Source organism: Escherichia sp. 94.0001 (assembly GCF_013369155.2).
In the GTDB taxonomy this organism is placed as follows: domain Bacteria; phylum Pseudomonadota; class Gammaproteobacteria; order Enterobacterales; family Enterobacteriaceae; genus Escherichia; species Escherichia coli_F.
The window spans coordinates 1-13,869 of the sequence record NZ_JABWMS020000018.1 but is presented as its reverse complement, the minus strand read 5'-3'; the positions used below and the strand labels follow the sequence as shown (position 1 = coordinate 13,869).

At 49.9% G+C, this 13,869-nt stretch carries 16 protein-coding genes; 9 read left to right on the top strand and 7 right to left on the bottom strand.

Translation table 11 applies throughout. From position 1 onward, the window contains the following. Positions 1-8 precede the first annotated feature (8 nt). From cpxP to cdh, 5 genes are all read left to right on the top strand, one after another. A complete protein-coding gene (gene cpxP, locus HEN33_RS11210; protein ID WP_001223800.1) occupies positions 9-509 on the top strand; it encodes a cell-envelope stress modulator CpxP in 501 nt (166 codons plus the stop codon). A 148-nt stretch (positions 510-657) separates the two neighbouring features. Continuing rightward, a complete protein-coding gene (fieF, locus tag HEN33_RS11205; RefSeq protein ID WP_001076748.1) occupies positions 658-1,560 on the top strand; it encodes a CDF family cation-efflux transporter FieF in 903 nt (300 codons plus the stop codon). Between the two features lie 180 nt (positions 1,561-1,740). Next, positions 1,741-2,703 (top strand): 6-phosphofructokinase, encoded by a 963-nt coding sequence (gene pfkA / locus HEN33_RS11200; RefSeq protein WP_001355350.1) that lies wholly within the window; start codon positions 1,741-1,743, stop codon positions 2,701-2,703. A gap of 319 nt (positions 2,704-3,022) precedes the next feature. Continuing rightward, a complete protein-coding gene (gene sbp, locus HEN33_RS11195) occupies positions 3,023-4,012 on the top strand; it encodes a sulfate/thiosulfate ABC transporter substrate-binding protein Sbp (RefSeq protein ID WP_176263515.1) in 990 nt (329 codons plus the stop codon). 106 nt (positions 4,013-4,118) lie between these two features. Further along, on the top strand, positions 4,119-4,874 hold the full coding sequence (gene cdh / locus HEN33_RS11190; protein ID WP_000708998.1) for a CDP-diacylglycerol diphosphatase: 756 nt from the start codon (positions 4,119-4,121) through the stop codon (positions 4,872-4,874). A gap of 42 nt (positions 4,875-4,916) precedes the next feature. Here cdh and tpiA read toward each other — a convergent pair whose 3' ends face one another. Further along, the gene (gene tpiA, locus HEN33_RS11185; protein ID WP_001216325.1) at positions 4,917-5,684 is read right to left on the bottom strand and encodes a triose-phosphate isomerase; all 768 of its coding nucleotides are present in this window, start codon (positions 5,682-5,684) and stop codon (positions 4,917-4,919) included. A 107-nt stretch (positions 5,685-5,791) separates the two neighbouring features. Further along, the gene (locus HEN33_RS11180; protein ID WP_000802214.1) at positions 5,792-6,391 is read right to left on the bottom strand and encodes a YiiQ family protein; all 600 of its coding nucleotides are present in this window, start codon (positions 6,389-6,391) and stop codon (positions 5,792-5,794) included. A 100-nt stretch (positions 6,392-6,491) separates the two neighbouring features. Between HEN33_RS11180 and HEN33_RS11175 the strand changes: the two genes are divergently transcribed. The 3 genes from HEN33_RS11175 to uspD all read left to right on the top strand — a co-directional run bounded on the left by HEN33_RS11175 (position 6,492) and on the right by uspD (position 7,898). Beyond that, positions 6,492-6,932 (top strand): DUF805 domain-containing protein, encoded by a 441-nt coding sequence (locus tag HEN33_RS11175; protein WP_000155257.1) that lies wholly within the window; start codon positions 6,492-6,494, stop codon positions 6,930-6,932. A 211-nt stretch (positions 6,933-7,143) separates the two neighbouring features. Then, complete coding sequence (locus HEN33_RS11170) at positions 7,144-7,443, top strand: DUF406 domain-containing protein (RefSeq protein WP_000655986.1); 300 nt, start codon at positions 7,144-7,146, stop codon at positions 7,441-7,443. A 26-nt stretch (positions 7,444-7,469) separates the two neighbouring features. Next, positions 7,470-7,898, top strand: a complete 429-nt coding sequence (gene uspD, locus HEN33_RS11165) for a universal stress protein UspD (protein WP_000323553.1) — start codon at positions 7,470-7,472, stop codon at positions 7,896-7,898. A 4-nt stretch (positions 7,899-7,902) separates the two neighbouring features. Here uspD and fpr read toward each other — a convergent pair whose 3' ends face one another. From fpr to glpF, 4 genes are all read right to left on the bottom strand, one after another. Next, the gene (gene fpr / locus HEN33_RS11160; RefSeq protein WP_000796321.1) at positions 7,903-8,649 is read right to left on the bottom strand and encodes a ferredoxin--NADP(+) reductase; all 747 of its coding nucleotides are present in this window, start codon (positions 8,647-8,649) and stop codon (positions 7,903-7,905) included. A 96-nt stretch (positions 8,650-8,745) separates the two neighbouring features. Beyond that, on the bottom strand, positions 8,746-9,756 hold the full coding sequence (gene glpX, locus HEN33_RS11155) for a class II fructose-bisphosphatase (protein WP_001250644.1): 1,011 nt from the start codon (positions 9,754-9,756) through the stop codon (positions 8,746-8,748). 230 nt (positions 9,757-9,986) lie between these two features. After that, positions 9,987-11,495, bottom strand: coding sequence for a glycerol kinase GlpK (gene glpK, locus HEN33_RS11150; RefSeq protein WP_032185630.1), 1,509 nt, complete (start codon positions 11,493-11,495; stop codon positions 9,987-9,989). A gap of 22 nt (positions 11,496-11,517) precedes the next feature. Then, positions 11,518-12,363 (bottom strand): glycerol uptake facilitator protein GlpF, encoded by an 846-nt coding sequence (gene glpF, locus HEN33_RS11145; RefSeq protein WP_000084267.1) that lies wholly within the window; start codon positions 12,361-12,363, stop codon positions 11,518-11,520. Between the two features lie 424 nt (positions 12,364-12,787). Here glpF and zapB point away from each other — a divergent pair, with 424 nt between their 5' ends. Beyond that, positions 12,788-13,033, top strand: coding sequence for a septal ring assembly protein ZapB (zapB, locus tag HEN33_RS11140; RefSeq protein ID WP_001296623.1), 246 nt, complete (start codon positions 12,788-12,790; stop codon positions 13,031-13,033). A gap of 38 nt (positions 13,034-13,071) precedes the next feature. Here zapB and HEN33_RS11135 read toward each other — a convergent pair whose 3' ends face one another. Continuing rightward, positions 13,072-13,698, bottom strand: a complete 627-nt coding sequence (locus HEN33_RS11135) for a hypothetical protein (protein ID WP_176263514.1) — start codon at positions 13,696-13,698, stop codon at positions 13,072-13,074. Positions 13,699-13,869 lie beyond the last annotated feature (171 nt).

Here is a 13,869-nt window from a genome sequence, read left to right as displayed (position 1 = left end):
AGCAAATGATGCGCATAGTTACCGCTGCCGTCATGGCCTCAACGCTGGCAGTCAGTTCATTAAGCCACGCTGCTGAAGTCGGTTCAGGCGATAACTGGCATCCGGGTGAAGAACTTACGCAGCGCAGTACGCAGAGCCATATGTTCGACGGCATAAGTTTAACCGAACATCAGCGTCAGCAGATGCGAGATCTTATGCAACAGGCCCGGCACGAACAGCCTCCTGTTAATGTTAGCGAACTGGAGACAATGCATCGCCTTGTCACCGCAGAAAATTTTGATGAAAACGCTGTGCGCGCACAGGCAGAAAAAATGGCGAATGAGCAAATTGCTCGTCAGGTTGAGATGGCAAAAGTCCGCAACCAAATGTATCGCCTGTTAACGCCGGAGCAGCAAGCGGTTTTAAACGAGAAACATCAACAACGAATGGAGCAGTTGCGCGACGTGACGCAATGGCAAAAAAGTTCATCGTTGAAGCTATTGAGTAGTAGCAACTCACGTTCCCAGTAGTAAACCCTGTTTTCCTTGCCATAGACACCATCCCTGTCTTCCCCCACATGATGTGGGGGTTTTTTTTATCCTCAATTTGCCTACTGCTTAATGCATTGCAGATGATTTGCTTCCGTTATACTACCGTCAGTTGATAGCGGGAGTATTTATGAATCAATCTTATGGACGGCTGGTCAGTCGGGCGGCGATTGCTGCAACGGCGATGGCTTCGCTGCTATTGCTGATTAAAATTTTTGCATGGTGGTATACCGGGTCGGTGAGTATTCTCGCCGCGCTGGTGGATTCGCTGGTGGATATCGGCGCGTCGTTGACGAATTTACTGGTGGTGCGATATTCCCTGCAACCTGCCGACGATAATCACTCGTTTGGTCACGGTAAAGCTGAGTCCCTCGCGGCGCTGGCGCAAAGTATGTTTATCTCCGGTTCGGCACTATTCCTGTTTTTGACGGGTATTCAACATCTGGTATCTCCAACACCGATGACAGATCCAGGCGTCGGGGTTATCGTGACAATTGTGGCGCTAATTTGTACGATTATCCTTGTCTCGTTTCAGCGGTGGGTGGTGCGCCGGACGCAAAGCCAGGCGGTGCGGGCTGATATGCTACATTACCAGTCTGATGTTATGATGAACGGCGCAATTCTGCTGGCGCTGGGGTTGTCCTGGTACGGCTGGCATCGCGCCGATGCTCTGTTTGCATTGGGAATCGGCATCTATATTTTATATAGCGCGTTACGCATGGGATATGAGGCGGTACAGTCATTACTGGATCGCGCATTACCTGATGAGGAACGGCAAGAAATTATTGATATCGTGACTTCCTGGCCGGGTGTTAGCGGCGCTCACGATCTTCGCACGCGGCAGTCAGGGCCGACCCGCTTTATTCAGATTCATTTGGAAATGGAAGACTCTCTGCCTTTGGTTCAGGCACATATGGTGGCGGATCAGGTAGAGCAGGCTATTTTACGGCGTTTTCCGGGATCGGATGTGATTATCCATCAGGACCCCTGTTCCGTCGTACCCAGGGAGGGTAAACGGTCTATGCTTTCATAATCAGTATAAAAGAGAGCCAGACCCGCATTTTGTGTATAAAATACCGCCATTTGGCCTGACCTGAATCAATTCAGCAGGAAGTGATTGTTATACTATTTGCACATTCGTTGGATCACTTCGATGTGCAAGAAGACTTCCGGCAACAGATTTCATTTTGCATTCCAAAGTTCAGAGGTAGTCATGATTAAGAAAATCGGTGTGTTGACAAGCGGCGGTGATGCGCCAGGCATGAACGCCGCAATTCGCGGGGTTGTTCGTTCTGCGCTGACAGAAGGTCTGGAAGTAATGGGGATTTATGACGGCTATCTGGGTCTGTATGAAGACCGTATGGTACAGCTAGACCGTTACAGCGTGTCTGACATGATCAACCGTGGCGGTACGTTCCTCGGTTCTGCGCGTTTCCCGGAATTCCGCGACGAGAACATCCGCGCCGTGGCTATCGAAAACCTGAAAAAACGTGGTATCGACGCGCTGGTGGTTATCGGCGGTGACGGTTCCTACATGGGTGCAATGCGTCTGACCGAAATGGGCTTCCCGTGCATCGGCCTGCCGGGCACTATCGACAACGACATCAAAGGCACTGACTACACTATCGGTTTCTTCACTGCGCTGAGCACCGTTGTAGAAGCGATCGACCGCCTGCGTGACACCTCTTCTTCTCACCAGCGTATTTCCGTGGTGGAAGTGATGGGGCGTTACTGTGGCGATCTGACGCTGGCTGCGGCCATCGCCGGTGGTTGTGAATTCGTTGTGGTTCCGGAAGTTGAATTCAGCCGTGATGACTTGGTAAATGAAATCAAAGCGGGTATCGCGAAAGGTAAGAAACACGCCATTGTGGCAATTACCGAACACATGTGTGATGTTGACGAACTGGCGCATTTCATCGAGAAAGAAACTGGTCGTGAAACCCGTGCAACTGTGTTGGGCCACATTCAGCGCGGTGGTTCTCCGGTGCCTTACGACCGTATTCTGGCTTCCCGTATGGGTGCTTACGCCATTGAACTGCTGCTGGCAGGTTACGGCGGTCGTTGTGTAGGTATCCAGAACGAACAGCTGGTTCACCACGACATCATCGACGCTATCGAAAACATGAAGCGTCCGTTCAAAGGCGACTGGCTGGACTGCGCGAAAAAACTGTATTAATGATTTCGGAAAAAGGCAGATTCCTTTAGCCTGAAACCGATGACAGAAGCAAAAATGCCTGATGCGCTTCGCTTATCAGGCCTACATGAATTCTGCAATTTATTGAATTTGCAAACTTTTGTAGGCCGTAAAAGGCGTTCGCGCCGCATATGGCATGGACAAAGCGCACTTTGTCAGCAATATGAGGCGGATTTCTTCCGCCTTTTTAATCCCCCAACATATACCCGCAAGTTATAGCCAATCTTTTTTTATTCTTTAATGTTTGGTTAACCTTCTGGCACGCTTTGCTCATCACAACACAACATAAGAGAGTCGGGCGATGAACAAGTGGGGCGTAGGGTTAACATTTTTGCTGGCGGCAACCAGCGTTTTGGCGAAGGATATTCAGCTTCTTAACGTTTCATATGATCCAACGCGCGAATTGTACGAACAGTACAACAAAGCATTCAGTGCCCACTGGAAACAGCAAACTGGCGATAACGTGGTGATTCGTCAGTCACACGGTGGTTCAGGCAAACAAGCGACGTCGGTAATCAATGGTATTGAAGCTGATGTTGTCACTCTGGCTCTGGCCTATGACGTGGACGCAATTGCGGAACGCGGGCGGATTGATAAAGAGTGGATCAAACGTCTGCCGGATAACTCCGCACCGTACACTTCCACCATTGTTTTCCTGGTACGTAAGGGCAATCCGAAGCAGATCCATGACTGGAACGATCTGATTAAACAGGGTGTTTCGGTGATCACGCCTAATCCGAAAAGCTCTGGTGGCGCGCGCTGGAACTACCTGGCTGCCTGGGGCTACGCGCTGCACCACAACAACAACGATCAGGCAAAAGCGCAGGATTTTGTTCGGGCACTGTATAAAAACGTCGAAGTTCTGGATTCTGGCGCGCGCGGCTCCACTAACACTTTTGTCGAGCGCGGAATTGGCGATGTACTGATTGCCTGGGAAAACGAAGCTCTGCTGGCAGCGAATGAACTGGGGAAAGATAAATTCGAAATCGTCACGCCGAGTGAGTCTATCCTCGCAGAGCCAACCGTGTCGGTGGTCGATAAAGTGGTTGAGAAAAAAGGTACTAAAGAGGTGGCGGAAGCCTACCTGAAATATCTCTACTCGCCAGAAGGTCAGGAAATTGCCGCGAAAAACTACTACCGTCCGCGCGACGCTGAGGTAGCGAAAAAGTACGAAAATGCGTTTCCAAAATTGAAGTTATTCACCATTGATGAAGAGTTCGGCGGCTGGACGAAAGCGCAAAAAGAGCATTTTGCTAACGGCGGTACGTTCGATCAGATCAGCAAACGCTGATTTCCCCAGGATAATTATCAAACCCGGTGGTTTCTCGCGACCGGGTTTTTTATTTGTCACGATTTTGCGTTACCCTTGCATCTCTTTGAGGTACAGGGAAAAAAAGATGAAAAAAGCGGGTCTTCTTTTTTTGGTGATGATAGTTATCGCCGTTGTGGCTGCTGGTATTGGTTACTGGAAATTAACCGGCGAAGAGTCGGATACATTACGTAAGATTGTCCTTGAGGAATGTTTACCCAATCAGCAGCAAAATCAAAATCCTTCGCCATGTGCGGAAGTCAAACCCAATGCCGGATATGTGGTTTTAAAAGACCTCAATGGTCCACTGCAATATCTGTTGATGCCAACGTATCGTATTAACGGTACTGAAAGCCCTTTGTTGACCGATCCTTCTACGCCTAACTTTTTTTGGTTGGCCTGGCAGGCGCGTGATTTTATGAGCAAAAAATACGGCCAGCCGGTTCCCGATCGCGCGGTTTCTTTGGCGATCAACTCTCGCACCGGGCGTACGCAAAACCATTTTCATATTCATATCTCTTGTATTCGTCCTGATGTGCGCGAACAGCTGGATAATAATCTGGCGAACATCAGCAGTCGCTGGTTGCCGCTGCCAGGTGGCTTGCGCGGGCATGAATATCTGGCGCGTCGGGTAACGGAAAGCGAACTGGTACAACGCAGTCCATTTATGATGCTTGCAGAAGAAGTGCCTGAGGCGCGGGAACATATGGGAAGCTACGGGCTGGCGATGGTGCGGCAGAGTGATAATTCGTTTGTGTTGCTGGCGACACAACGAAATCTACTGACACTGAATCGTGCTTCAGCCGAGGAGATTCAGGATCATCAATGTGAGATTTTGCGTTGAGGCGAGTTAAGTGCCGGATATGAAATCCGGCACCTGTCAGACTTAAGCCTGTTTAGCCGCTTCTGCAGCTTTAACGATCACTGCGAAAGCGTCAGCTTTCAGAGAAGCACCGCCAACCAGCGCGCCGTCGATGTCTGGCTGAGCAAACAGTTCTGCAGCGTTAGACGCGTTTACAGAGCCGCCGTACTGGATGATCACTTGTTCAGCGATGTTAGCGTCAACTTTAGCGATGTGGTCACGGATGAATTTGTGAACAGCCTGTGCCTGCGCCGGAGTTGCCGATTTGCCAGTACCGATTGCCCATACTGGTTCGTAAGCGATTACCGCACCTTCGAATGCTGCAGCCCCCTGAGTTTTCAGTACCGCGTCGATCTGACGTGCACAAACTTCTTCAGTTTTGCCCGCTTCGTTTTCAGCTTCGGTTTCACCGATGCACAGAACCGGAGTCAGACCCTGCTCTTTCAGTACCGCGAATTTTTTCGCGATCAGTTCGTCAGACTCTTTGTGGTAAGTACGACGTTCAGAGTGGCCGATGATGATGTACTGTGCGCCGATGTCTTTCAGCATAGCGGCAGAGGTTTCACCGGTGAATGCGCCGGACAGGTTCAGGTCCACGTTTTGCGCACCCAGCATGATGTGGCTGCCTTCAGCTTCGCGCTTCGCCATATCGATGTACATTTCCGGTGGTGCGATTGCAACCGCACAGCCAGCAACACCTGCCAGCTCTTTACGCAGGTTAGAAACCAGCTCGTGAACCATGTGGCGGCTGCCGTTCAGTTTCCAGTTACCCATCACTAAAGGATGTCGCATTTTAATTCTCCACGCTTATAAGCGAATAAAGGAAGATGGCCGCCCCGCAGGGCAGCAGGTCTGTGAAACAGTATAGAGATTCATCGGCACAAAGGCTTTGCTTTTTGTCATTTATTCAACCCTTCAAGCGATTCAGATAGCGCCAGCTTAATCGGTTCAACAGCGAAGGTCAGCCCCTTTTCGCCGTTGTCCGCGACAACATAACGCAGTGCACCTTCGGTCTCGGTGTAATAACGTTTGTTTTTCCCCGCCGTTAGTAGCGACTGCAGTTTTTTCTGGCTTTGTGTTTTGGTCATTAATGGGGTGAGTGTGCGGATCACCGCTGCCATGTATTCCTGAGCTTTCGCTTTCGCGGCTTTTTGCTCTGGCCCCTGGATGGGTAGCCAGGTCATTTGAATGCTTTTGATTTTTAAGGTACCGCGCTCCAGCGCTGTAGAAGCATACAAGTTCTCATTAATTTTACTTGCAGCACGAGTGAGATTGGCTTTGTCGGGACTGCTGTCGATGGCACGAAATTCGTTCAGTGGCAGGCTGGGATTCTGGCTGTTAAAGTCTTCTCGAAACTGGCTGATGGAGAGATCGAAAGTAGGGGCTCCAGCCAGCAGATAAGGCGCGGTCGTTGCCGTATCTGGTGTTTGTGCATGCGCCGCTGTTGTAACGGTTAATGCAGAACATAAGAGAAAAAACAGCGTACACCCTGGCTTCATTGACAGTACCTTTTGTTATGACTGGCTCCGATTAAAACGATATCTGTCGCCCTTGTCAAAAGGGTAGAATCCTGGAAAAGACAACCATCAAGGAACTTACATGACCATACAGCAATGGTTATTTTCATTTAAAGGGCGTATTGGACGCCGTGATTTCTGGATTTGGATAGGCCTGTGGTTCGCAGGCATGCTGGTGCTTTTCTCACTGGCGGGTAAAAATTTACTCGATATTCAGACCGCGGCGTTTTGCCTTGTGTGCTTGCTTTGGCCAACAGCGGCAGTAACCGTTAAGCGCTTGCATGATCGCGGGCGTTCCGGCGCATGGGCATTTCTGATGATTGTGGCGTGGATGCTGCTGGCGGGTAACTGGGCGATTTTACCTGGTGTCTGGCAATGGGCGGTGGGGCGTTTTGTCCCGACGTTGATTCTGGTGATGATGCTTATCGATCTTGGTGCGTTTGTTGGCACACAAGGCGAAAATAAATATGGTAAAGACACTCAGGATGTGAAGTATAAAGCCGACAATAAATCAAGTAATTAACCTTTAATATATCTCTTACTGCTATTTTTTTCCGGGTTTGTTATTTCCACGTTGAAAATGACAATGCCCGGAAAATCCTTCTGATCTCTTCACCTTAAGCAATATCAAAAAAAATGGTAATCCATAAGATCATTACTTGTTTGTTCTTCCCTTAACGGCGCATTATTCTTAAGTCGTAATCGACAGAGAGGCGAATATACAGAGGTGCCCTATGAAAGATGTCGTAGATAAATGCAGTACTAAAGGATGTGCGATTGATATCGGTACGGTGATTGATAACGACAACTGTACCAGTAAGTTTTCGCGCTTTTTTGCCACCCGCGAAGAAGCAGAGTCCTTTATGACTAAACTGAAAGAGCTTGCCGCCGCTGCATCCTCTGCGGATGAAGGGGCCAGCGTGGCCTATAAGATTAAGGATCTGGAGGGGCAAGTTGAGCTTGATGCGGCCTTCACCTTCTCATGCCAGGCCGAGATGATTATTTTTGAGTTATCACTGCGTTCGTTAGCTTGATGGAGTTGCTTTAGAAGGAGTTAAACATGGCTTATAAACACATTGGCGTGGCAATTTCCGGGAATGAAGAAGATGCCTTACTGGTGAATAAAGCCCTGGAGCTCGCCAGACATAATGACGCTCACCTGACGTTAATTCATATTGATGATGGCTTAAGCGAGTTGTATCCGGGTATCTACTTCCCTGCAACAGAGGATATTCTTCAATTGTTGAAGAATAAGTCGGATAACAAGCTGTATAAACTGACGAAAAATATTCAATGGCCGAAGACAAAACTGCGTATTGAACGTGGGGAAATGCCGGAAACACTGCTGGATATTATGCAACAAGAGCAGTGCGACCTCCTTGTCTGTGGTCATCACCACTCATTTATCAACCGTTTGATGCCGGCATACCGCGGGATGATCAATAAGTTGAAAGCGGATCTGCTCATCGTGCCGTTTATCGATAAGTAACCGCTTACCAGTAATGCTCCGCTGTCATATGGCCCGGTCGACGACGTAAATGTTTCGTCATCTGCCGGGTTTCTTTTAGCAACTGTTGCGTATCGCGAACCATCTGTGGATTGCCGCACAGCATCACATGGCTGGTTTCTTTATCCATCGGCAAGCCCACCGCACTTTCCAGTTCACCACTTTCAATTAACGCCGGTATTCGCCCGGTGAGCGAACCCGCCGCCGTTTCCCGACTGACCACCGTCTGAATGCGCAGTTTCCCTTCGTAGCGTTTTTCCAGTTCTTGCATCAGTGGCAGATAACTTAAGTCGGCGGCATAACGTGCGGCGTGAACCAGAACCAGATTTTTGAAGCGATCTAAATCTTTGCCCAGTTGCAGAATTGATAAATAAGGGCCAATCGCTGTACCGGTTGCCAGCATCCACAGTGTTTCGCAGTCAGGGACCTCATCCAGCACAAAGAAGCCAGCTGCTTCGCTAACCACCTGTACTTCATCGCCCGGTTTCAGTGCCGCTAATCGTGGGCTTAATTTTCCATCGGGGACGGTCACCAGGTAAAACTCCAGATCGGGATTATCAGGAGAGTTAACGTAGGAATAGGCACGCTGGACGCGTTCGCCGTCAATTTCAAGGCCTAGTTTGGTGAATTGCCCGGCAGTAAATGGAAGCACGGGAGCGTGAACGGTGAGACTAAACAGGGCGTCGGTCCAGTTCTGCACTTTAGTGACTTTGCCTGTTACCCAATCAGCCATGTTTTTCTCCTGTTTTGATTGACTTGCCTTATCTTCGTTCTCCGAACAAAAAAATTCCAGTCCCGAAGGACTGGAAGGCTCAATCGATCAAATCACTCAGAGAATGTGCACCTGCATTTCCGGGTCTTTACGATCCAGATAGTGGATGGATTGAATGCGACGAATGGTGCGTGATTTACCGCGGATCAGCAGTGTTTCGGTGGTGGCGATATTGCCTTTGCGGCTAATACCTTCCAGCAGATCACCTTTGGTGATGCCAGTGGCAGAAAAGATGACGTTGTCGCTGCGCGCCATATCGCCCAGACGCAACACTTTACCCGCTTCGATGCCCATCGCTTTGCAGCGCGCCAGCTCCTGCTCGCCAATGCGGCGATTTTCTTCGTTGTCGCCTTTGACGTCATGACGTGCCAGCAGACGACCATTCATGTCGCCATCTAATGCGCGGATCACCGCCGCAGAAACCACGCCTTCCGGCGCGCCACCAATACCGTACAGCACGTCAACTTCGCTGTCTGGCATACAGGTGAGAATTGAGGCTGCCACATCGCCATCCGGAATAGCAAATACGCGCACGCCGAGTTGCTGCATTTCTGCGATAACGGCATCGTGGCGCGGTTTTGCCAGAATCGTTACCGTCAGTTCGCTCAACGGTTTGCCGAGCGCCGCCGCAACATTGCGCAGGTTATCCGCCAGCGGCAGGTTCAGATCAATGGTGCCTTTGGCTCCCGGTCCGACGATCAGCTTCTCCATATACATATCTGGCGCGTTGAGGAAGCAGCCTTTATCGCCTACTGCCAGCACCGCCAGCGCGTTAGCCTGGCCCATCGCCGTCATGCGCGTGCCTTCAATCGGATCAACAGCAATATCTACCGCATCACCGCGACCGGTACCGACTTTTTCACCAATGTAGAGCATCGGTGCTTCGTCGATTTCACCTTCACCAATGACGATGGTGCCGTCAATGTTGACCTGGTTGAGCATAATACGCATGGCGTTAACCGCCGCGCCGTCCGCGGTGTTTTTATCGCCGCGTCCTAACCATTTGTAGCCAGCCAGCGCCGCAGATTCGGTGACGCGGGAAAATTCGATGGCAAGTTCTCGTCTCATAGCAAACTCTAAGCAGTAAGGAATGGCGCGAAGTGTAGCACAGGGGAAGGGCAGGATTATTGATGTGTGAGGGGGTTGCCCCCGCACGATTTCAGAGTCTACGACATGCCGGATGCGGCGTGAACGCCTTATCCGGCCTACACAAAATGGCATCGGCTCGTAGGCCTGATAAGACGCGTAAGCGTCGCATCAGGCGATCAGTATCAGGCAATTGGTTCAGATGCCTGATATTACTCGTCGTGTTCTTCCCACGCCATCGCGCGTTTGACCGCTTTTTTCCAGCCAGCGTAACGGTAATTACGCTCGGTGGTTTCGATGCCAGGACGGAACTCGCGCTCAATCACCGCTTTCTCTTGCAGCTCGTCAAGATTCTGCCAGAAGCCTACCGCCAGACCGGCAAGATAGGCCGCACCCAACGCAGTCACTTCGCGAACTTCCGGGCGTTCAACGCGCGTGCCGAGAATATCGGACTGGAACTGCATCAGGAAATTGTTTGCCACTGCGCCGCCGTCCACGCGCAGCGCGTGCAGACGAATGCCAGAATCGGCCTGCATCGCTTCCAGTACGTCACGCGTCTGATAAGCAATAGACTCCAGCGTCGCGCGTATAATGTGGTTAGCGTTCACTCCACGGGTCAGACCGAAAATCGCCCCGCGCGCATACGGATCCCAGTACGGCGCACCCAGTCCGGTAAAGGCCGGAACCACATACACACCGTTGGTATTTTGTACTTTGGTGGCGAAATATTCGGAATCGTAGGCGTCATTAATCAGCTTCATCTCATCGCGCAGCCACTGAATGGATGCGCCCGCCATAAACACCGCACCTTCCAGCGCATAGTTTACTTCTCCGCTCGGGCCACAGGCGATGGTAGTCAGCAGACCGTTTTCTGATTTCACCGCTTTCTCGCCGGTGTTCATCAGCATAAAGCAGCCAGTGCCGTAGGTATTCTTTGCCATCCCTTCTTTCACGCACAACTGACCAAACAGCGCCGCCTGCTGGTCACCGGCGATCCCGGAGATTGGAATACGCGTGCCGCCTTTGCCGCCAATGTTAGTCTGACCGTACACTTCGGAAGAACGACGCACTTCTGGCAGCATCTCGCGCGGAATATCCAGCACTTCCAGCATTTTGTCGTCCCAGTCCAGGGTATGGATGTTGAACAACATGGTACGAGAGGCGTTGGTGTAATCGGTCACATGGACACGGCCCTGAGTCATTTTCCAGATAAGCCACGTATCAACCGTACCAAACAGCAATTCACCACGACGTGCACGCTCGCGAGAGCCTTCCACATGGTCGAGGATCCACTTCACTTTGGTGCCAGAGAAGTACGGGTCAATCACCAGACCGGTATTGCTGCGGATATAATCTTCTAAACCGTCACGTTTTAAATGCTCGCAGATTTCTGCGGTACGACGGCACTGCCAGACAATGGCGTTATAGATAGGCTTGCCGGTTTCTTTTTCCCAGACAATAGTGGTTTCACGCTGGTTCGTAATACCGATAGCTGCAATTTGATCGGAACTGATATCGGCTTTCGCCAGCACTTCTACCAGCGTGGAGCTTTGGGTGGCCCAGATTTCCATTGGGTCGTGTTCTACCCAGCCTGGTTTTGGGTATATTTGCTCAAATTCGCGCTGTGACACGCTAATGATATTGGCATCGTGATCCATTACGACCGCGCGGGAGCTGGTGGTGCCCTGGTCGAGCGCAACGATATATTTTTTTTCAGTCATGTTTAATTGTCCCGTAGTCATATTACAGCGAAGCTTTTTGTTCTGGAGGAGTTGTGGTCTCCTTTTCTTCCACAACACAGATATCGCAAGGCAAATGGCGACCAATCAGTTTGCGATAGGCAAATGCACCTACAATCGCGCCAACGATAGGGCCAAAAAGCGGCACCAGGAAGTAAGGAATGTCTCTGCCGCCGGTAAAGGCGACATTGCCCCAGCCCGCCAGCCAGGCAAAGACTTTCGGACCGAAGTCACGCGCTGGGTTCATGGCAAAGCCCGTCAATGGGCCCATAGATGCGCCAATGACCGCAATCAGTAGACCAATCAGCAAGGGAGCTAAAGGGCCGCGTGGTACACCGTTGCCATCGTCCGTTAACGCCAGGATCAGCCCCATCAGAATAGCGGTAATCACCATCTCAACTGCGAAAGCCTGCACAAAATTGATATGAGGATTAGGGTAAGTAGAGAAAGTGCCAGCCAGATCAACACTTTCAACGCTGCCGCGAACAATGTGATGAGTCTGTTCGAAGTCGAAAAATAAATTGTAGTAAAGCCCGTAAACTAAAGCCGCAGCGCAGAAAGCGCCGGCAACTTGTGAAACGATAAAAGGAATAACTTTGCGCTTGTCGAAACAGGCAAACAGCCACAATGCAATGGTAACAGCGGGGTTAAGATGCGCGCCGGAAACCCCTGCGGTCAGGTAGATGGCCATTGCCACCCCCAGTCCCCAAATGACACTGATTTCCCACTGACCAAAAGACGCACCAGCGACTTTTAGTGCTGCAACGCAACCCACACCGAAAAAAATCAACAACCCGGTACCGAGGAATTCAGCAATGCACTGGCCTTTCAAGGTTGATGTTTGACTCATAATCGGATCCTGAAGAGTTAATGTTTGTTGTATGCGTGAAAGTCACGGACCTCCACGATGCTTGTAGGCATGCTGTAAACTTATCGTTAACGAGCAAAAACGAGAAATATCGAACTTAAAATGTGTGTGCTTCGTCATAAAATGAGCGTTATCGCGCCATTTATTCCATCTGATTGTACATGATGCATGTTTGTTAGATCATTCGCGCAACAAATTTATTAACATTTTCGATTTGCGTGGATTATGTCACCAGGAGAAGGATGAAAAGTGTGGCAAACCGTAATCTGCAAGGCGTGCCGCTGGACAGCGATGGCGCGGCTTCATACAATCGGAGCTAACTAAAGTGCGCTCGTATTTATTAAGGCGTCACCGGTAATCGGGACGAGGATTTTTATCCATCAACGCCTTGCAATTCAGGAGAGGTATGACAATGTCATTAGAAGTGTTTGAGAAACTGGAAGCAAAAGTACAGCAGGCGATTGATACCATCACTCTGTTGCAGATGGAAATCGAAGAGCTGAAAGAAAAAAACAACTCACTGTCGCAGGAAGTTCAAAATGCCCAGCATCAGCGCGAAGAGCTGGAGCGTGAGAACAACCATCTGAAAGAACAGCAGAACGGCTGGCAGGAACGTCTGCAGGCCCTGCTGGGTCGCATGGAAGAGGTTTAATCTCTTCCACGCAGAGGCGCCGCAAGGCGCCTTATTTTTTACTTCACTGCATTTTTAGCGGATAGCATAATCTCCATCGCCTGTTGGCGATATTTATCTGCCGTATCTGGCGCCATTAATGCAATGATCCCCACAGCCCTGGGGGTGTCTTCAAGATAAACACTGATGGTTCTTTTCTGCTGACCATCAAAATTTATCAACACATCCTGATACTTACAGGTGAAATGTTTGGCATTACAATCATGAAACTGGAAGGCTTCCTCATTGTATTGATCCTTGAGATTGTCTCGCTGCTTCTTCTTTAACGCTTCCAGCGGGTCATCGGCGCTACGTCCTGCGGGCAGGCGGAAAGCAGAAATGAAGACGCTATTATCCTCACTTCTTATATCAATGGTTTTATTAGTACTAATGGAAACCGTATTCCAGTGTCGGTTCGGGATAGTCACGGTTATCGCAGCATTCTCAAAGGTATATTGCCACGGGGTAAACATACGAAACGTATTGCCGACTTTGGATAAAAGCAGGATTCCCAATACCCAACAGCACCCGCGAGTAAAACTGGCGAAGTTACGTTTTTCTTTAATAAATGCGCACAGAATACCTGACACAAGCACGGGAAGTAACAACGGCCCCAGAAATACTGAACCGATATACTCGCCAACCATGCCAGGATCTCCAGACAGTAGGTTGCTGTGCTGAAGATGACTAAGAAAAGTAGTTATTATCCATAGTATTAATAAGATAACGTATCTCATATCAATCCCTTATTATATAATACGTTCGCTACTAACGATGATTCATATCCCTATTCCCAGAATAGTTAATTTACCATATAG